This is a genomic window from Selenomonas dianae (assembly GCF_030644225.1).
Lineage (GTDB): Bacteria > Bacillota > Negativicutes > Selenomonadales > Selenomonadaceae > Centipeda > Centipeda dianae.
In genome coordinates, this window is the sequence record NZ_CP128650.1 from 513,286 (window position 1) to 531,762 (window position 18,477).

At 60.0% G+C, this 18,477-nt stretch carries 15 protein-coding genes; 14 read left to right on the forward strand and 1 reads right to left on the reverse strand.

Annotated features, from left to right (window positions below):
* Window positions 1-135: 135 nt before the first annotated feature.
* The 14 genes from gap (at window position 136) to QU667_RS02595 (ending at window position 16,886) form a co-directional block, all read left to right on the forward strand.
* A complete protein-coding gene (gap, locus tag QU667_RS02530; RefSeq protein ID WP_304987770.1) occupies window positions 136-1,149 on the forward strand; it encodes a type I glyceraldehyde-3-phosphate dehydrogenase in 1,014 nt (337 codons plus the stop codon).
* A 134-nt stretch (window positions 1,150-1,283) separates the two neighbouring features.
* The gene (locus tag QU667_RS02535; protein ID WP_304987771.1) at window positions 1,284-2,477 is read left to right on the forward strand and encodes a phosphoglycerate kinase; all 1,194 of its coding nucleotides are present in this window, start codon (window positions 1,284-1,286) and stop codon (window positions 2,475-2,477) included.
* A gap of 28 nt (window positions 2,478-2,505) precedes the next feature.
* Window positions 2,506-3,255: a triose-phosphate isomerase gene (tpiA, locus tag QU667_RS02540; protein ID WP_304987772.1), complete on the forward strand. Its 750-nt coding sequence runs from the start codon at window positions 2,506-2,508 to the stop codon at window positions 3,253-3,255.
* A gap of 109 nt (window positions 3,256-3,364) precedes the next feature.
* A complete protein-coding gene (gpmI, locus tag QU667_RS02545) occupies window positions 3,365-4,921 on the forward strand; it encodes a 2,3-bisphosphoglycerate-independent phosphoglycerate mutase (RefSeq protein ID WP_304987773.1) in 1,557 nt (518 codons plus the stop codon).
* 117 nt (window positions 4,922-5,038) lie between these two features.
* On the forward strand, window positions 5,039-5,398 hold the full coding sequence (locus tag QU667_RS02550; protein WP_304987774.1) for a YkvA family protein: 360 nt from the start codon (window positions 5,039-5,041) through the stop codon (window positions 5,396-5,398).
* Window positions 5,395-7,539 carry a DNA topoisomerase III gene (locus tag QU667_RS02555; RefSeq protein WP_304987775.1) on the forward strand — a complete coding sequence of 715 codons (2,145 nt, stop codon included), beginning with the start codon at window positions 5,395-5,397 and terminating at the stop codon, window positions 7,537-7,539. Before QU667_RS02550 ends, QU667_RS02555 begins: the two co-directional genes overlap by 4 nt.
* 240 nt (window positions 7,540-7,779) lie before the next feature.
* Window positions 7,780-8,880, forward strand: coding sequence for a DEAD/DEAH box helicase (locus tag QU667_RS02560; RefSeq protein ID WP_304987776.1), 1,101 nt, complete (start codon window positions 7,780-7,782; stop codon window positions 8,878-8,880).
* 42 nt (window positions 8,881-8,922) lie between these two features.
* Window positions 8,923-10,266 (forward strand): hemolysin family protein, encoded by a 1,344-nt coding sequence (locus QU667_RS02565; protein ID WP_304987777.1) that lies wholly within the window; start codon window positions 8,923-8,925, stop codon window positions 10,264-10,266.
* Between the two features lie 159 nt (window positions 10,267-10,425).
* Window positions 10,426-10,638, forward strand: coding sequence for a preprotein translocase subunit SecG (gene secG, locus QU667_RS02570; protein WP_006693319.1), 213 nt, complete (start codon window positions 10,426-10,428; stop codon window positions 10,636-10,638).
* Window positions 10,639-10,746: 108 nt separating this feature from the next.
* Window positions 10,747-11,505, forward strand: coding sequence for an alpha/beta hydrolase (locus QU667_RS02575; protein WP_304987778.1), 759 nt, complete (start codon window positions 10,747-10,749; stop codon window positions 11,503-11,505).
* A gap of 20 nt (window positions 11,506-11,525) precedes the next feature.
* The gene (gene rnr / locus QU667_RS02580; RefSeq protein ID WP_304987779.1) at window positions 11,526-14,240 is read left to right on the forward strand and encodes a ribonuclease R; all 2,715 of its coding nucleotides are present in this window, start codon (window positions 11,526-11,528) and stop codon (window positions 14,238-14,240) included.
* Between the two features lie 9 nt (window positions 14,241-14,249).
* Entirely contained in the window at window positions 14,250-14,723 is a 474-nt protein-coding gene (gene smpB, locus QU667_RS02585) for an SsrA-binding protein SmpB (RefSeq protein WP_304987780.1), read from the forward strand.
* A gap of 15 nt (window positions 14,724-14,738) precedes the next feature.
* Window positions 14,739-16,088 carry an amino acid permease gene (locus QU667_RS02590; RefSeq protein ID WP_304987781.1) on the forward strand — a complete coding sequence of 450 codons (1,350 nt, stop codon included), beginning with the start codon at window positions 14,739-14,741 and terminating at the stop codon, window positions 16,086-16,088.
* 126 nt (window positions 16,089-16,214) lie between these two features.
* The gene (locus QU667_RS02595) at window positions 16,215-16,886 is read left to right on the forward strand and encodes a zinc ribbon domain-containing protein (RefSeq protein WP_304987783.1); all 672 of its coding nucleotides are present in this window, start codon (window positions 16,215-16,217) and stop codon (window positions 16,884-16,886) included.
* A 49-nt stretch (window positions 16,887-16,935) separates the two neighbouring features.
* On the opposite strand, the gene QU667_RS02600 is transcribed toward QU667_RS02595, so the two are convergent.
* Window positions 16,936-18,447, reverse strand: coding sequence for a Na+/H+ antiporter NhaC family protein (locus tag QU667_RS02600; RefSeq protein ID WP_304987784.1), 1,512 nt, complete (start codon window positions 18,445-18,447; stop codon window positions 16,936-16,938).
* Window positions 18,448-18,477 lie beyond the last annotated feature (30 nt).

Genomic DNA, 18,477 nt, shown 5'->3' on the forward strand with positions numbered 1-18,477 from the left:
TTGTAGGAAAAGTGTTTCATTAAGGATAAAAGGTTTGACTTTTATTGGGAATGGTTTATAATATAAATCGTATGAAGGGTGCGGCGGAAAAGGTACGCAGCGCCGAGAATAATGGACTTAACAGGGGGTATTTCAATGGCAGTAAAAGTTGCTATCAATGGTTTTGGCCGTATCGGTCGTCTCGCATTCCGTCAGATGTTCGATGCTCCCGGCTATGAGGTCGTTGCGATCAACGATCTGACGAGCCCGAAGATGCTCGCCCATCTCCTGAAGTATGACTCCACGCAGGGGCGTTATAAGTATGCGGATTCGGTCGAAGACGGCGATGGTTTCATCAAGGTCAACGGCAAGCAGATCAACATCTATGCACAGGCGGATGCTTCCCAGATTCCTTGGGGCAAGCATGATGTCGATGTCGTGCTTGAGTGCACGGGCTTCTACACGGCAAAGGCAAAGGCAGAGGCACATCTGAAAGCCGGTGCGAAGAAGGTCGTCATCTCTGCTCCTGCGGGCAATGATCTCCCGACGATTGTCTACAATGTCAACCACAAGAAACTGACGAAGGACGACAAGGTTATTTCGGCGGCATCCTGCACGACGAACTGCCTTGCGCCGATGGCAAAGGCACTCAATGATCTCGCTCCGATCAAGAGCGGCATCATGTCCACGATCCATGCCTACACGGGCGACCAGATGCCGCTTGACGGTCCGCAGCGCAAGGGGGATCTCCGCCGCAGCCGTGCCGCAGCGATCAACATCGTTCCGAACTCCACGGGCGCAGCGAAGGCGATCGGTCTCGTCATCCCCGAACTCAACGGCAAGCTGATCGGCTCGGCACAGCGCGTTCCGACGCCGACGGGTTCGACGACGCTCCTCTACGCTGTGGTCGAGGGCAAGGTGACGGTTGAGCAGGTCAACGCACAGATGAAGAAGGAAGCGACGGAGTCGTTCGCGTACAACACGGACGAGATCGTTTCCAGCGACATCATTGGAACGACGTACGGCTCGATCTTCGATGCGACGCAGACGATGGTCAGCGACACGGGCGACGGCAACACGCTCGTTCAGGTGGTTTCCTGGTATGACAACGAGAACAGCTACACGAGCCAGATGGTTCGCACGATCAAGTATTTCGCGGAGCTCGGCTGAGACAAGTAAACAGAGATATGCGGGACACGATTCAGGATTGCTAGCGTTCTGATCGAGTTACCGTGTGCATACGATCTTTCACGAGGTCCGGCCGACGTTTGGGCCGGATCTCGTTTCTTTATGGAGGGGACAATATGAATAAAAAGACAATGATGCACATTGATCCGCACGGGAAAAAGGTATTTGTCCGCGTGGACTTCAATGTGCCTATGGACGAGCATCAGCACATCACGAACGACACGCGTATCCGCGCGACCCTCCCGACGATTCAGCACCTGCTGAATGCGGGCGCGGCGGTCATTCTTGCCTGCCACGTCGGTCGTCCGACGGAGGCGCGTGAGCCGCAGTTCTCGACGCGTCCGATTGTGGCACGTCTGGAGGAGTGTCTCGGGCAGACGGTGAAATGGGCACCGGATTGCGTCGGCCCCGAGGCGGAGAAGGCTGCCGCCGATCTGAAGCCGGGCGAGGTGCTGCTCCTTGAGAATCTGCGCTATCACAAGGCGGAGAAGAAGAACGATCCCGAGTTCGCAAAGCAGCTCGCGTCACTCGCGGACATTGCGGTGGATGATGCGTTCGGTGTGGCGCACCGCGCACACGCCTCGAACGTCGGCATCACGGCATATCTTGAGACGGTAGCGGGCTTCCTCATGGAGAAGGAGATCAACTACATCGGCAAGACGCTTGAGAATCCGAAGCGTCCGTTCGTCGCCATCATCGGCGGCGCGAAGGTCTCGGATAAGATCGGCGTGATCGAGAACATGATCGACAAGGTGGACACCATCATCATCGGCGGCGGTATGGCACACACCTTTGACGCATCGAAGGGTTACCCCGTCGGCGATTCCCTCGTGGAGCGCGACAAGATCGAGCTTGCGAAGGAACTGCTCGAAAAGGCAGAGAAGAAGGGCGTGAAGGTTGTCCTGCCCGTGGATGTCGTTATCGCGGACAAGTTCGCGGCGGACGCGAACACGAAGACGGTCGACGTGGACAAGATTCCCGACGGTTGGCAGGCACTCGACAGCGGTGCCAAGACTTCCGAGGAGTACGTCAACGCGCTGAAGGGCGCAAAGACGGTGATCTGGAACGGACCGATGGGCGTGTTCGAGTTCGATGCGTTCGCAAAGGGTACGGAGGCAGTCGCGCGTGCGGTGGCACAGGCGACGAAGGAAGGTGCAGTTTCGATTGTCGGCGGCGGTGACTCCATTGCGGCGCTGAAAAAGACGGGGCTGTCCGAGAAGATTTCGCACATCTCGACGGGCGGCGGCGCGACGCTGGAGTTGCTTGAGGGCAAGGTGCTGCCGGGCATCGCGGCACTCGCGGACGAGTAAAGCGTGTAGAGTAGAGGAGAACATATATATGGCAAGAACACCGATTATTGCAGGAAATTGGAAGATGAACAACACGGTCGCGGCGGGTGTTGCGCTCGTGAAGGAACTCGCTCCGCTCGTCAAGGATGCGAAGGCGACGGTTGTGGTCTGCCCGACGGCGACGGCACTTGCAGGTGTGACCGAGGCGGTCAAGGGCTCGAACATCGCGGTCGGCGCACAGAACGTGCACTGGGAGAAGAGCGGCGCCTATACGGGCGAGATCTCGACGGATATGCTCACGGAGCTGGGCGTTTCCTACTGTGTGCTCGGTCACAGCGAGCGCCGCGACTACTTCGGTGAGACGAACGAGGGTGTGAACAAGCGTGCTCATGCAGCGTACGTGGCGGGTATTACGCCGATCATCTGCTGCGGCGAGTCGCTTGAGATCCGCGAGGCGGGCACGTACCTTGCCTATGTCGCGTACCAGATCGAGGCGGCACTTGCGGGATTTGCGGCGGCAGACGTAGCGAAGCTCGTCATCGCCTATGAGCCGATCTGGGCGATCGGCACGGGTAAGACGGCGACGTTCGATCAGGCGGAGGAGGTCTGCGCCCACATCCGCAAGACCATCGAGGCGAAGTACGGTGCGGCGGCAGCCGAGGGCGTGCGCATCCAGTACGGCGGCAGCGTGAAGCCCGCGACGATTGCGGGGCTCATGGAGAAGCCGAACGTCGACGGCGCACTCGTCGGTGGTGCGGCGCTCAAGGCGAAGGACTTCGCGGCGATTGTCAACTTCTGATTTACGCAAAAGTTCAATACATGCTTGGGTTGGCGCGGATTCTTCGCAGAGGTGAAGAGTCTGCGCCTCCTGAGTATTGAGCGAAAGCTCTTAGAAAGAATCAAATATTATGGCAAAACTTAAGAATGCGCCGGTCGCCCTTATCATCATGGACGGCTTCGGCAACGGCGACCCGAACGATATGAAGTACAACGCCATCGCCATGGCGAATACACCGGTCCTTGACGGGCTGAAGAAAAAATACAAATACAATCAGATCTTTGCCTCGGGTGAGTACGTCGGGCTGCCGGATGGGCAGATGGGCAACTCCGAGGTCGGTCACACGAACATCGGCGCGGGACGCATTGTCTATCAGCAGCTTACACGCATCACGCGCGACATCAAGAATGGCGATTTCTTCAAGAATAAGGCGCTGCTCACGATTGTGCGCGGTGTGAAGGAGCGCAGCGGCACCCTGCACGTCATGGGACTGGTCTCGCCGGGCGGCGTGCACAGCCATGACGATCATCTCTTCGGCGTGCTCGAACTCGCCAAGCGCGAGGGACTGACCGAGGTTTGGATTCACGCATTCCTCGACGGACGCGACGTGCCGCCCAAGAGCGCGACGGAGTATCTTGAGGCAGTGGAGAAAAAGGCGGCGGAGATCGGTGTCGGCAGGATTGCAACGGTCAGCGGCCGCTACTATGCAATGGATCGCGACCATCGCTGGGAGCGCGAGCAGCTTGCCTACGAGGCGATTGCACACGCCAAGGCAAAGACCGTGGCAAAGACGGCGGTGGACGGCGTGCTCGCTTCCTACGCCGATACGAGCGAGAAGCCCGAGGGCGTGACGGATGAGTTCGTCGTCCCGTTTGTGGTCGAAGGTTACCCCGGGATGAAGAACGGCGACGGCGCGATCTTCTACAACTTCCGCCCCGACCGCGCACGTCAGCTCACGCACGCATTTGTGGATGAGAAATTCGACGGGTTCGCGCGTGACGAGTCGCTGAAGATCCCGTTTGCGACGTTCTCGCAGTACGAGGCGGGCATGAATGCGCTCGTGGCATTTCCGCCCGAGGAGATCGACAACACCTTCGGTCAGTATGTACAGGATCTCGGGTACACGCAGCTGCGCATCGCCGAGACGGAGAAGTACGCACACGTCACCTTCTTCTTCAACGGTGGTGTCGAGGAGCCATACAAGGGCGAGGATCGCATTCTCGTGCACTCCCCGAAGGTCGCGACCTACGATCTGCAGCCCGAGATGAGTGCAATCGAGGTCACGGACAAGGTGGTCGAGGCGATCAAGTCGGAGAAGTACGACTTCATCATCCTCAACTATGCGAACTGCGACATGGTCGGACACACGGGCGTTGTGCCGGCAGTCGTGAAAGCGGTCGAGACGGTGGATACCTGCGTCGGACGCTTTGTCGATGCCATCCGTGAGGTGGGCGGCGAGGTCTGCATCACGGCGGATCACGGCAACGCGGACAAGATGTGGGACTACGAGACGAACCAGCCGTTCACGAAGCACACGACAAATCCCGTGCCGTTCATCGTGGTATCCGACCGCGTGAAGGAAGTCCACACGGGCGCACTCTGCGACATCGCGCCGACGCTCCTCACGCTCGCAGGCATCCCGATTCCGAAGGAAATGACGGGCAAACCGCTCGTTACCCTTGCGTAACTTTTTCTACAGCGGAGGGCAGCTGCCATTGTGCGGCTGTCCTTTTTATTTGCATTTGAAAGAGCGTGGGCAGAATGGTATACTGTGCATAATGACGTAACATGATCGGAGGTTTTTATGCTGCGATTCTTGGTGCTGCTGCGTGCGCTGCGGCGCGACATCGCCGTGCTGCTCTTTGCAATGGTGCGGCGCGATACGCCGCGCGCGGTGAAATATCTCTTTCCTCTGACGCTGCTCTATCTCGTCAGCCCGATTGACATTATTCCCGATACGATTCCACTGTTCGGTGCGGTGGACGATATGGTGATCCTGCCGGCGGCGACGGAGTTGCTCGTGCGTATGCTTCCTCCCGAGGCGCGTGAGGAGGGAGAGCGCAGCGTGGCGCGTTACGGGACGCTTGTACTCGTTGTGGCATCCGTTGTGCTGATTCTCTGGCTCGTGCTCCTTGTCTGGGCACTCTCGAAGGTGTTTGCATGAGGCTCTACATTGCGGAAAAACCCAGTGTCGGGCGTGCGCTCGCCGCGTGTCTGCCGCAGCCGCACCGCAAGGGGCAGGGGTGGATCGAGACGGGCGGCGGCGTGGTGACATGGCTCTTCGGTCACGTTCTCCGGCAGGCGGAGCCGGAGGAATACGATCCGAAGCTGAAACGATGGCGTGCGGAGGACCTGCCGATCCTGCCCGCCGAGTGGCGGCTCGTCGTGAATGAGAGTGCGGCGCAGCAGTTCGCTGTCGTAAAGGGGCTGATCGAGCGTGCCGATGAGATCGTGCACGGCGGCGACCCCGACCGCGAGGGGCAGCTACTCGTGGACGAGGTGCTCGACTTCCTCGGCAACGAAAAGCCCGTGCGGCGCATCCTCATCAACGCATTGGATGATAAAAGTATTCATGATGCGCTCGGCGATCTGCGCGATAATCGGGATTTTTTGCCGCTGAAACGCTCGGCACTGGCGCGGGCGCGTGCGGACTGGCTCATCGGGATGAATCTCTCGCGTGCCTATACGCTTGCGGCACGCCGTGCGGGGCATGACAGGCTCGTGCTGCCCATCGGGCGTGTCAAGACCCCGACGCTTGCGCTTGTTGTACGGCGGGAGCGCGAGATTGAGAACTTTAAGCCCGCGACATATTATTTGCTCGACGCGATGTTTCGTCACGAGAAGTCGGGTGAATCGTTCCGCGCACGGTGGAAGCCGTCGGAGGAGCGCACGCCGCTCGACCCCGAGGGGCGGCTTGTGGATGAAAATGCCGCACGCGCGGCACTTGCGGCATTTGGCGAAGAACCGCAGGACGCAAAGGTGACGCGCTACGAGCGCAAGAAGAAGGAAGAGCCGCCGCCGCTCCCGTTCTCCCTGTCCGCACTTCAGGTGCTTGCGGGCAAGCGGTACGGCTACGAGCCGCAGCAGGTGCTCGACACGGCGCAGAAGCTGTACGAGGAGAAGCTGACGAGCTATCCGCGCTCGGACGCGGAGTATCTGCCCATGAATCAGCACAAGGATGCAGTGAAGATCCTCGGTAATCTCGCCGCACTGGACGGCTCGGAGCTCGGCACGTGGGCGCGGGCGGCGGATGCGAAGAAAAAATCCCGTGCGTGGAACGACACGAAGATCGCGGCGCACCATGCGATCATCCCGACGACCGTCCCCGTGAACCTCGCGCGGCTCAGTGCGGTGGAGCGAAACATCTACGAGCTGATTGCACGCGCCTACATCGCGCAGTTTTACCCGAACTATGTCTACGATCAGACGAAGGTGGATGTTACCTACCACGGCGAGCTGTTTGCTGCGAGCGGACGTACGGAGCGTACGGCGGGGTGGCGTGCGATGTACCGTACGGCGAAAAACGAGGAGGATGCGGAGAAGGAGGACGAGGAGAGTGCTGTCCTGCCGCCGATGAAAAAGGGCGATGCGGCGGACTATGTGTCCGCAGAACTCGGCACGCGCCGGACAAAGCCGCCCACGCGCTTTACGCCCGCGACACTGTTGCAGGGCATGAAGGAGATTCACAAATACGTGAAGGACGAGACGGCGAAGAAGATGCTGCGCGATGTCTCCGGCATCGGCACGGAGGCGACGCGTGCGAGCATCATCGAGGATCTGATTCGGCGCAGATTCCTAAATGCGGCGGGCAAGAAGAAGATTCTCACGCCGACGGATGCGGCGTACCTCCTCATCGACGCGCTCCCCGATACGATGACGTACCCCGATGCGACAGCGGTCTGGGAGGATCGGCTGCACTCGATGGCACAGGGCGATGGCACGCCCGAGGAGTTCCTTGCGGGACAGGCGGCGTTTGCGCGTGATCTCTGTGCAGCGGCGCAGACCGCGGCCATCGCGGGTGGTGGGGGCGTGCCCTGTCCCGCGTGCGGACGTGGCGTGATGCTGAAGCGAAAGGGGAAGCACGGCGACTTTTGGGGCTGCTCGGCGTTCCCGCAGTGCCGCATGACGGCGAACGATGCGGGCGGAAAGCCGGACTTTACAGGGAAGCGGATGCCGCGCAGCGCAGGGGTGGCATCGGGAGCGCGTCCGTCTGCGTCTCCTGCGCCCACATACACCCCGCGCGGCAGTTATACGCCGACGGCGGACGAACAGGCAGAGATGGATGCGCTGTTTTTTGGTGACTGATGTCTATAATTCTGTATGCAGTGCGTGCTCCACGCGAACACCTCGTTACGCAAGCGATCATGTGCTTATTCGCCTAAATACCGGCGCACTTCTTAAACGCGCTGCGCTTGGACGAAAGAAGTACGCCGGGGGCGAAACGCACATTTTACTCGCTTGCTTCACTAGGGTTCGCTTAGGAGCATTGCGCTGTTGCCCTTGTACGAATCTGCCAAATTATTAATAATTCCGCAGGAGGAAACTATGGATTTTACATCGCTCGGTGTGCCCGAGCATTTCATCGCCGCCCTCGCAAAGCGTGGCATCACTGCGCCGACGGAGATTCAGGCGGCGTTTATCCCCGCCGCGCACGCGGGGGAGAACCTCATCGGCGAGGCACCGACGGGGACAGGCAAGACGCTCGCCTACCTCCTGCCCATCATGAGGCGCATCGACCCCACCGTACGCGCGGCACAGGCACTTGTCCTCGCGCCGACGCACGAGCTTGCGATGCAGATTGCGACGGTCGCGCGTGAGCTGGCACAGGCGGCAGGGCTTCCCATCGGGGTGCAGGCACTCATCGGTGGGGCGAACATCAAGCGGCAGATCGAATCGCTCAAGAAAAAGCCCGCGCTCATCGTCGGCTCTGCGCCGCGTGTGCAGGAGCTCCACCGTTTCGGCAAGCTGAAACTCGCGGGTGTAAAACTGCTCGTTCTGGACGAGTTCGACCGTCTGCTCGGAAAGCAGCATCTGGATGAGGTGCGTGCGCTTCTCCGTCTCCTGCCCGCCGAACGTCAGACGCTCCTGCTCTCGGCGACGGCGGGAGCATCAGCTGTCCGTATGGCGGAGGAACTCTGTGCGCCGCGCCTCATCCGCATGGAGGGAACGGACGCAGCCTATGAAAACTACTATCATATTGTACCGTTTCGTGATAAAATAAAAGCGGTACAAAAGCTGACGCGCCGTCTGCCCATCAAACGCGGGCTCGTCTTTGTCGGGCGCGGCTTCGATGCAGCTCATGCGCTTGAAAAGCTGCGTTTCGAGGGGATCAAGGCCGTTGCCCTCATCGGGCAGGAGCGGCGCGATCAGCGGCGTGCGGCACTGGACGCCATTCGCGCGGGACGCGCCGAGCTCCTCATCTCCACCGATCTTGCTGCGCGCGGGCTCGACATCGAGGACGTGGACTATGTGATCCATCTCGACCTGCCCGAGGATGTGCGTACCTACCGCCATCGCGCGGGGCGTACGGCACGTGCGGGCAAGGCGGGCGCGGTCATCTCGCTCGTGGACGAGAAAGAACAGGGCAAACTGAGAACGCTCGCCGCACGCATGGAGATCGAACTCGCGCGTCTGCCGCGTGCCTGATCCCCTCGCGTTCCCACGCATTTCCAAAGGAGGAATTTGTTCGTGGACATATTGCCCACATTGCTCGACATACTGCTTGTTGCCTTTTTGATCTTCATGAACGGCTTCTTTGTCGCGGCGGAGTTCTGCTGTGTGAAGATCCGCACCTCGCGCCTTGAGACGCTGATCGCGGAGGGGAGCAGCCGCGCCGGATACGCCAAGCAGCTCACGGAGCACCTGGACTACTCGCTCTCTGTGACACAGTTCGGCATTACGCTCGCCTCGCTCGGTCTCGGCTGGGTGGGCGAGCCTGCGATTGCGACACTCATCCTGCCTGTGACGCATATGTTTGGTCTGCCCGACGAGGTCGGGCACACGATTGCGCTCGCGGTCGCCTTTACGATCATCACCTCAATGCACATCGTGCTCGGCGAACTCACGCCAAAGTCGATGGCGATTGCGAACGTCGAGGCCATCATGCTTGCGATTGCGTTCCCGATGGTGCTGTTCGGCCGCGTCATGCGTCCCTTTGTCTGGATCTTGAACACGGTTGCGAACACGATCAGCCGTAAATTCGGCTACGATGTGAAGGGCGAGAACGAGGACGCGCACACGGAGGAGGAGATCCGGCTTCTGATGAAGGAGAGCTATCGACAGGGACTGATCAACAGCACGGAGGCGGACTTCGTCGACAATGTCTTTTCATTCACGGAGCTGAATGCACGCGAAATCATGGTGCCGCGGACGGATATGATCTGTCTTTATCTCGACGACACGCCCGCCGAGCGTATCAAGACCATCCTTGAGGAGCAGCAGACGCGCTATCCCGTCTGCTATGAGGACAAGGATCACATCATCGGTTTTATCCATGTCAAGGATCTCCTGCCGCCGCTCGTGCGCGGGGAGCGGCTGAACCTGCGCCGCTACATCCGCAAGGCGCTCGTCGTGCCCGAGAGCATGGACGGCAGCGTCCTCCTGCGCACAATGCAGGAGCAGGGATCGCAGCTCGCCATTGTGGTCGATGAGTACGGCGGTACGGCGGGCATGGTCACAGTCGAGGATATTGTCGAGCAGATCGTTGGAGACATCCGCGACGAGTTCGACGAGGAGCGCGAGCGCGTGGAGTGGCGTGCGGGCGATCTCTGCTCTGTTGATGCGAAACTCCTGCTGGAGGAGTTGGACGACCTGCTCGGTGTCCGCATCGACGACGAGAATGTGGACAGTGTCGGCGGCTGGCTCTACGATCAGCTCGGCGAGACCCCGCGTGTAGGGCAGATGGCTGCACATACAGGTACGCTGCTCTACGTCGAGGAGGTGGACGGTATGCGCATCACGCGCGTTCTCGTTCATCTGCCGCACAGCGTGTTGGAGGCGCAGGAAGCACCTGCCTCCCATGAGGAGGAATAGTACCTTTGGTGCTGTGGCATATGCGTGTATTCCATCGGCGTTTGCTCGGCAGCATCGCACGCTGCACTAAAAAATCTTGCCACTCCTGCGCTCTCTGTGCTATGATAACAAAATATAAATATTAGTGAAGGAAGGGGCTTTTTCTTGCTCACACTTTTAATGGTACTTGATGCAATCGTCGCGATCATCCTCATCGCGTCCGTACTCGGGCAGGAGGCGAAGTCCGCCGGCATGGGCGGTCTTGACGGCGGCGGGGATACGGTGTTCTCGGGCAAGGCACGCGGGATGGACGCACTGCTCGCACGTGTGACCATTGTGTTTGCGATTCTGTTCGGTGTGATCACCATTGTGATTGCGCGGATGTCGAGCTGATCGACACGGGAAAATCCCTGCTGCCGCTGCGTCGGTGCAGGGATTTTTCAGATGGAGGAATCATTGGGCGTATCCGACCGAACTGCGTCGAAAAAAGGAGGAGTTATTATGCACCTTGAGGGAGCAGAGCCGTTTTTTCTGCCGGGCGGGCGGCATGGTGTCCTCCTCATTCACGGATTTACGGGACTGCCGGCGGAACTGCGCCTCATGGGCGAATATTTGAACGAGCGTGGCTTTACCGTGCTCGCGATACGGCTTGCGGGGCACGGCACGACGGTTGAAGATCTGAGCCGCATGGAGCACGAGGACTGGATGGACTCCGTGCGTGACGGTTTTTCCATCCTCAGCGGCGCATGTGAGCGCATCTCTGTGGTCGGGCACTCGATGGGCGCGGTCTTTGCCCTGCTGCTCTCCATGGAGGCGGAGATCGCCCACGTCGTCAGTCTCGGCGCACCGATCATGATTGCGCCCGAGCAGGGCATCGAGCACCTGCCGACGCGTGAGGCGTGCATCGACCGCTATGTGCCGAAGGCTCGCCGCAAACTCACGAACGTCCCCCCGGGGGCGAACAACACCTATCGGCGGATGCCGCTCGTATCCATCCATGAGATGATGGATGTCATTGCCGTTCTCTGCGCACAGATCGAGGATGTGGATGCGCCGCTCCTGATCGTGCATGGGGCGCGCGACCATACGGCAGATCCGAGGAGCGCGGACTATCTCTATGAGAATGTTCGAAGCTCTCGGCGCGAGAAGTTCATCCTGCCCGATGCGGGGCATCTGCTGCCGCTCGATACGGGGGTCAGGGAACACGTTTTTGCGCGCACGGTGGAATTTCTTCGGGATGGATCGGAAAGAGAAGAATAGAACGGAAAAAAGAGGGAATTATGGAACAAGAACAACTGGATACGCTGAAAGCGCGCGTACAAGCCTTTATGCGGGAGGACGCCTATCGCCCGCTGCCCGAGGCAGAGGTGCGCACGGGGCTTGGACTGCCTGAGGCGGGCGAGCCGCTGCTTTCGTCTGCGCTGGCGGCACTTGAGGCAGAGGGGGCGATCATCCGCAACCGCAGCGGCCTCTACGGGCTGCCGAGCCGCATGAACCTCGTCGTCGGGCGGCTCTCCATGTCGCCGAAGGGGTTCGGCTTCATCATCCCCGATGTGCGTGCGACAGAGGACGAATCGGATGTATTCGTACCGGGCTCCCTGCTCGCGAGCGCCATGCACGGCGACCGCGTCGTGGCGCGTGTCACACCGTCCGAGACAGAGGGACGTGCGCGTGAGGGCGAGATCATTCGCATTCTCGATCGTGCGAATACGCATATTGTCGGCACGTTTGAGCGCAGCAAGGCATTCGGCTTTGTCACACCCGACAGCACGAAGATCGGGCGGGACATTTTTATTTTGAAAAAAGACTTTGGCGGCGCAAAGACGGGCAGCAAGGTCGTCGTAGAGATCACGAAGTGGCCCGAGGAACGACGCAGCGCGGAGGGGCGCGTCGTCGAGGTGCTCGGCAGGGCGGGCGATCCCGGCGTGGATGTGCTCGCCGTCATGCGTGCGTACCATCTGGACGAGCACTTCCCACCAGAGGTGGCGGCAGCCGCCGCACGCTGCCCCGAGAACCCACTGCCCGAAGAGTATTCAGGGCGGCATGACCGCCGCGACTTCCCCGTCGTCACGATCGACGGCGAGGACACGAAGGACATCGACGATGGCATCTATGCCTACGAGAAGGATGGCGGCTTCTTCCTCGGGGTCTACATCGCCGATGTCAGCCACTATGTCCGTGCGGGCGAACCGCTCGACGTGGAGGCGGCGCAGCGCGGGACGAGCGTCTACCTCGTCGATCGTGTGATTCCGATGCTGCCGCGTGAACTCTCGAATGGTATTTGCAGCCTCAATGAGGGCGTTGACCGTCTCTCGATGGCGTGCGAGATGGAGATCGGTGCGGACGGTGAAGTCAAAAACTATGAGATCGTACCCTGTGTGATTCATGTCGCACGCCGTCTCACCTATACGCTTGTGAATAAAATTCTCGCGGGCGAGGAGCCGTTTGTTTCGGACAACGAGGACATCCGCCCCATGATGGAGACCCTGCGCCGTCTGCGCGAGGTGCTGCGGGCAAAGCGCCATCGGCGCGGCTCGATTGACTTTGAACTGCCCGAGATTAAGGTGAAGCTCGATGCCGAGGGACATCCCATCGCACTCGTAAAGCGGACGGGCTCGATTGGTGAGTCCATCATCGAGGAGTGTATGCTCATCGCCAACGAGACCGTTGCACGTCACATGGAGCTGAAAGAAGAGCCCTTCGTCTACCGCGTGCACGAAACACCGAACAGTGAGAAGGTCGAGCGCTTCCAACGTCTCCTCGCCGCACTCGGGCTGCGCCTGAACGTGGGTGAGGACGGCAAGGTGCAGCCGCGCGACATCCAGGCGGTGCTCGACCGTGTGAAGGGCGCACCCGAGGAGCGCATCATCGGTGCGGTCGCGCTGCGCTCCATGCAGCAGGCACGCTACTCGACGCAGAGCCTCGGGCATTTTGGGCTTGCCGCACGCTACTATACGCATTTCACCTCGCCCATTCGCCGCTATCCCGATCTTCTGGTACACAGGCTGCTGCGCGAGACCTTTGCCACGGGTCACATCCCCGCAGAGAAGCGGGAGCGTCTGCGTGCCACACTGCCCGAGGCTGCGGAGCACTCCTCCGCGCGTGAGCGCATCGCCATTGAGGCGGAGCGTGAGACCACGGATATGAAGAAGATCGAGTACATGGCGCAGTTCGTCGGAGAGACCTTCGAGGGTGTGGTCAGCGGGGTCACGGCATTTGGCATCTTCGTCGAGCTTGAGAATGGCGTGGAGGGGCTTGTACACGTCTCGACCATGGTAAACGACTACTATGCCTACGTCGAGGAGCAGTACGCGATGGTCGGCGAGCGCACAGGAACGCGCTACCGCCTCGGCGATCCCGTGACCATCATCATCACGCGTGCCGATGTACAGGCGCGGACGCTTGACTTCGTGTTGAAGGATAACGGTGTCTACGAGCCGAATATGGTGAAAAACGTGAAAACATCCGCGAAACCCAAGGAAAGCGGCGAAAAATCCGCCTCCTCGGGCGGGCGCAGCCGTCGCTCACGCAAAAAGAAGGGCGAGAAGAAGGCAGAGCCGATCCTCGCCGATGTCACGGCAACGCCCGCCGAGCGGCGCAAGAAAACGCGCGGCGCACACGGCTCGCGCGGCAAACGGGCGCAGGAGGGGGAGCGTGCGGCACGCAAGGCAGCCGCGAGCGTCCCCACGAAGCCGCGTGCCGCAACATCTAAGGTGGACGACGGGCGCGGACAGCGTCCCACACGCGCCGCGCAGGGCGGCGACCGTCGCGACCGCATACGTGGGCGCGGCAGATCCGACGATGGCGCGGATCGCGGGTCGCGCGACTACCATCGCGTCAAGGTGACGGGGCTCAACAGCGCCGTCTGGCCGGATCCGCCGGGCTACCGTTCGCAGAAGCCGGAGACGGATACCGCAGAGAAGCCGCGCCGTGCGCCGCGTCCCACACGCCGCATGAATCGCAAGACCGAGGGCGGAACGGGAAACGCCGAGTGAGGAATTTCGATGGGAAAGAAGAACGAGAGCATCAAGATCGCCTGTGAGAACCGTAAGGCGCGTCATGACTATTTCATCCATGAAACATACGAGGCGGGGCTGGAGCTCGTCGGGACGGAGGTCAAGTCCCTGCGTGCGGGCAAAGCAAATCTGCGCGACAGCTATGCCTACATCAAGAACGGGGAGATCTTTCTCGATCACATGCACATCAGCCCGTACGATCAGGGCAATCGGTTCAACCACGACCCGCTGCGCGTCCGCCGTCTGCTCATGCACAAGGCGGAGATTCTGAAACTCTTCGGCAAGACGCGAGAGAAGGGCATGACCCTCGTTCCGCTCAAGGTGTACTTTAAGCGCGGACGGGCAAAGCTCGAACTCGCACTTGCCAGTGGCAAGCACAACTACGACAAGCGGCAAAGTCTGCGTGCAAAGGATGCCAAACGTGAGGTCGAACAGGCGTTAAAGGCACGGCAGCGCGGCTAAGAATAAGGAGTTTTTATGCAGGAACAGGAAGCATCGCCCGCCCTCCGGCGCGGGCTGAAGAACAGACATCTCCAGATGATCGCGCTCGGCGGGGCGATCGGGACAGGGCTTTTCTACGGCTCGGCATCCACCATTGCACTCGCAGGACCTGCGGTCATGCTTGCCTATCTTCTCGGCGGCATCATGATCTTCTTTATCATGCGGATGCTCGGCGAGATGGCGGTCGATGAGCCGGTTTCCGGCTCGTTCAGTTACTATGCGGGCAAATATTGGGGCGACTTTCCGGGCTTCCTCTCCGGTTGGAACTACTGGTTCAACTACATCATTGTTTCCATGGCGGAGCTCGCGGCGGTCGGCATCTATATGAATTTCTGGCTGCCCGATCTCCCGCAGTGGCTCTCGGCACTCATCTGTCTTACCGTTATCACCGTGCTCAATCTCATCAATGTGCGTGCGTACGGTGAGATGGAGTTCTGGATGGCGCTCGTGAAGATCACGGCGATTGTCCTCATGATCGGGCTCGGCGGCTGGCTTCTCGTCACGGGCGCACCGTTTCCCGCGAACGTCAGCAACCTTTGGACACACGGCGGCTTTCTGCCAAACGGTTGGTGGGGGTTCCTGCTCGGGACGGCGGTCGTCATGTTCTCGTTCGGCGGCATCGAGCTCATCGGCATCACGGCGGGCGAGGCGGAGGATCCCGACCGCACAATCCCACAGGCGATCAATCAGGTTATCTGGCGCATCCTGATCTTCTACGTCGGCACAATGGCGGTGCTCATGGCACTCTGGCCGTGGAACGAGGTCGGCATGGAGGCGAGCCCCTTCGTGCAGATCTTTCAAAACATCGGCATCCCTGCCGCCGCGCACATCCTGAACTTCGTCGTGCTCACCGCTGCGATCTCCGTCTACAACTCCGCGATCTACAGCAACAGCCGTATGCTCTACGGCCTCGCGCAGCGCGGGGATGCGCCGCAGGTGCTCAAAAGCCTCTCCGTGCGCGGTGTGCCCGTGCTTGGCATCCTTATCTCCTCGGGCATCACGCTTATTGTCGTGCTTCTGAACTACTTCTTCCCGGGCGACGCATTCCTCTATCTCATCTCGATTGCAACGTGCGCCGCCGTCATCAGCTGGGTGACGATTGTCGTAACGCATCTGAAATTTCGTCGGAAGATGACGTGCGAGGGGAAGCCTGTCAAATTCCGTGCACCGCTGTATCCGTGGATCAACTATATCTGCCTCGTATTCCTCGTCGGTGTCGTCGTCATGATGGCACAGATCCCGGGAATGCAGCTCGCCGTGCCGATCCTGCCCGTGTGGCTGCTCGTCCTCCGGCTCGGCTATCGGGCGAAGCAGAAGAAGGGATAAGACCACATACATACCTCTCTCGGAAACGGGGGAGGCTTTTTCATGTATACCGCTGCTTTCATTAGACAAATAAAATCATTTGTGTTAAGATATGAAATAAAATTTTGACAGTAAGGAGGAAACGATATGATTTGCAACGAATGCGGAGAGAAAATAGAGGGACTTACGCGTGTTTGCCCGCATTGCGGCAAGCGTGCCCTCATTGACGACGAACTGGAAACATGGAGCTTTCTTGCGGATACGGCAGCGGATCACAAAAGGGAAATGCCGCCGGAGATCGCTCTGAATGAGCCGAAGGCAATACCGACGGGACGGGCAGTACAGATCGAGGAGCTGTACCGGCTGAAGGACTACTTCGTCCGACACAGCAACCTCTATCAGGTCGTTGCGGATTTGGACTACATCGAGGAGGGAATGAGCCGCCCGTCCCTGCCCCTTTGGCTGCTCGTCGGCGGACTTGTCGCGGCACTCGTCTATTTACCGCTCTCGCCCTTCCTGCCGCATTTCATCTGGGCATACTACTTTGTCCTCTGGGGTGTAGTCACGACGGCGGGCTATCTGCGCTCCGGTCGGCGCTACGAGCGGAGCAAGGCGGAGTATGCGCTGCTGCGCCGCCATGCGGAGAATGATCTGCACGCGATGTACAACCGCTGCGAGGGCTGTTTCCTTCCTCTGGCATGGACCCCGCCGCCGCAGATCAACCGTATGCTCGATGCACTCCGGTCGGGGGAGTTTTCCTCCGTCGGTGAATATATGCTGAAAAATGAGCCGGGCACGGGCAGACGGATCGCGGCGTAGAACAATAAAAAAACGGCATCGGTACGAACACAACGTACCGATGCCGTTTTTATTCTTCTGCCGAGCTCACGCGCGAGAAAACAAACGTCATCGTGAGGGCGAGGGCGGCGATGCCAACTCCAAGCCCGATGTAGCCGTTCCCTGTGAACCCGTCGGTAATGTAGCCGAGGAGGGAGCAGCCGGCGACGACGGCGACATAGGGCAGCTGTGTCGCAACGTGGTCGAGGTGGTGGCACTGTGCACCTGCCGAGGCGAGGATGGTGGTGTCGGAGATGGGCGAGGCGTGGTCGCCGCAGACCGCGCCCGAGAGGATGGCGGCGACGGAGACGACGAGAATGTCAGGGGCGGTCTGACCGAGGACGGCAATCGCAATCGGGATGAGGATGCCGAACGTGCCCCAGCTCGTGCCCGTGGCGAACGCAAGCCCCGCTGCAACGAGGAAGAAGAGCGGCGGCAGGAACATGACAACCCCTGCATTTGCCTGCACAACTGCGCCGACGAAGCCGCCGAGGTCGAGGTATTCCTTGCTGCAGATCCCCGAGAGCGTCCACGCGAGGCAGAGAATGAAGATGGCGGGGGTCATCGCCTTGAATCCCCAGCCGAAGCTGTCACAGAACACATTGAACGACACCACGCGGCGTGGGAGGTAGAGCAGCCCGGTAAAGACGAATGCGATGAACGAGCCGAGGACGAGGGATTTCGACGAGTCGCAGTCCGCGAACGCATCTGCAATCCCCTTGCCCTCGTGGATGCCGCCCGTATACAGCATCCCGTAGATGCACGCGCCGATGAGGACGAGGAGGGGGAGCATGAGATCGAGCATCTTGCCACGCCCCTCGCTCGCCGCACTCGCCGATGCCTCCGCCGTGTCCTGATACTCCTTTGGAATCTCGAACTCCGCGTTCGACCTGCGGACACTCCTGCGCATCGCGCCAAAATCGCGTCCCGTACAGATAATGAACATCATGAAGATGAGGGTCAGCCATGCGTAGAGATTGAAGGGGATCGTCTGCAAAAAGAGCATGAAGCCGTCGATCTGCGAATTCTCGGGCAGTGACGAGCCGACTGCTGCCGCCCAGCTCGAAACGGGAGCGATGATGCAGATCGGTGCCGCCGTCGCGTCGATGATGTAGGCGAGCTTCGTCCGCGCGATGCGGAACTTGTCCGTGACGGGACGCATGACCGTACCGACCGTGAGGCAGTTGAAATAGTCGTCAATGAAGATGACGATGCCGAGCAGCACCGTGACGAGGGACGCGCTGCGCTTGCCCCGGATCGTCCGCGACGCCCAGTCGCCGTAGGCATTCATTGCTCCGGAGCGCGTGATGGCGGCGACGAGAATGCCGAGGATGACGAGAAAGACCAGAATGTTGACATTGCTGCCGACCTTGTCCGCCATCACCTGAAACATCGTCAGCGTCGCCTGGAGAAAGTTCCCGCCCGCGAAAAGCATTGCGCCCGCGAAGATGCCGATGATGAGCGACATATAGACTTCCTTCGTCCAGAGCGCGAGGACGATGGTAATAATCGGTGGCAGGATCGACCATGCGGTTGCTGTCATGAGTTAGATACACTCCCTAAATAGTATTCT

Bases quoted from the DNA above. Each gene is read 5' to 3' on its own strand.
- QU667_RS02555 (WP_304987775.1), top strand. From the start codon at position 5,395: ATGAGGCTCTACATTGCGGAAAAACCCAGTGTCGGGCGTGCGCTCGCC.
- QU667_RS02550 (WP_304987774.1), top strand. From the start codon at position 5,039: ATGCTGCGATTCTTGGTGCTGCTGCGTGCGCTGCGGCGCGACATCGCC.
- QU667_RS02590 (WP_304987781.1), top strand. From the start codon at position 14,739: ATGCAGGAACAGGAAGCATCGCCCGCCCTCCGGCGCGGGCTGAAGAAC.
- rnr (WP_304987779.1), top strand. From the start codon at position 11,526: ATGGAACAAGAACAACTGGATACGCTGAAAGCGCGCGTACAAGCCTTT.
- QU667_RS02575 (WP_304987778.1), top strand. From the start codon at position 10,747: ATGCACCTTGAGGGAGCAGAGCCGTTTTTTCTGCCGGGCGGGCGGCAT.
- gap (WP_304987770.1), top strand. From the start codon at position 136: ATGGCAGTAAAAGTTGCTATCAATGGTTTTGGCCGTATCGGTCGTCTC.
- QU667_RS02595 (WP_304987783.1), top strand. From the start codon at position 16,215: ATGATTTGCAACGAATGCGGAGAGAAAATAGAGGGACTTACGCGTGTT.
- QU667_RS02560 (WP_304987776.1), top strand. From the start codon at position 7,780: ATGGATTTTACATCGCTCGGTGTGCCCGAGCATTTCATCGCCGCCCTC.
- gpmI (WP_304987773.1), top strand. From the start codon at position 3,365: ATGGCAAAACTTAAGAATGCGCCGGTCGCCCTTATCATCATGGACGGC.
- secG (WP_006693319.1), top strand. From the start codon at position 10,426: ATGGTACTTGATGCAATCGTCGCGATCATCCTCATCGCGTCCGTACTC.
- smpB (WP_304987780.1), top strand. From the start codon at position 14,250: ATGGGAAAGAAGAACGAGAGCATCAAGATCGCCTGTGAGAACCGTAAG.
- QU667_RS02535 (WP_304987771.1), top strand. From the start codon at position 1,284: ATGAATAAAAAGACAATGATGCACATTGATCCGCACGGGAAAAAGGTA.
- tpiA (WP_304987772.1), top strand. From the start codon at position 2,506: ATGGCAAGAACACCGATTATTGCAGGAAATTGGAAGATGAACAACACG.
- QU667_RS02600 (WP_304987784.1), bottom strand. From the start codon at position 18,447: ATGACAGCAACCGCATGGTCGATCCTGCCACCGATTATTACCATCGTC.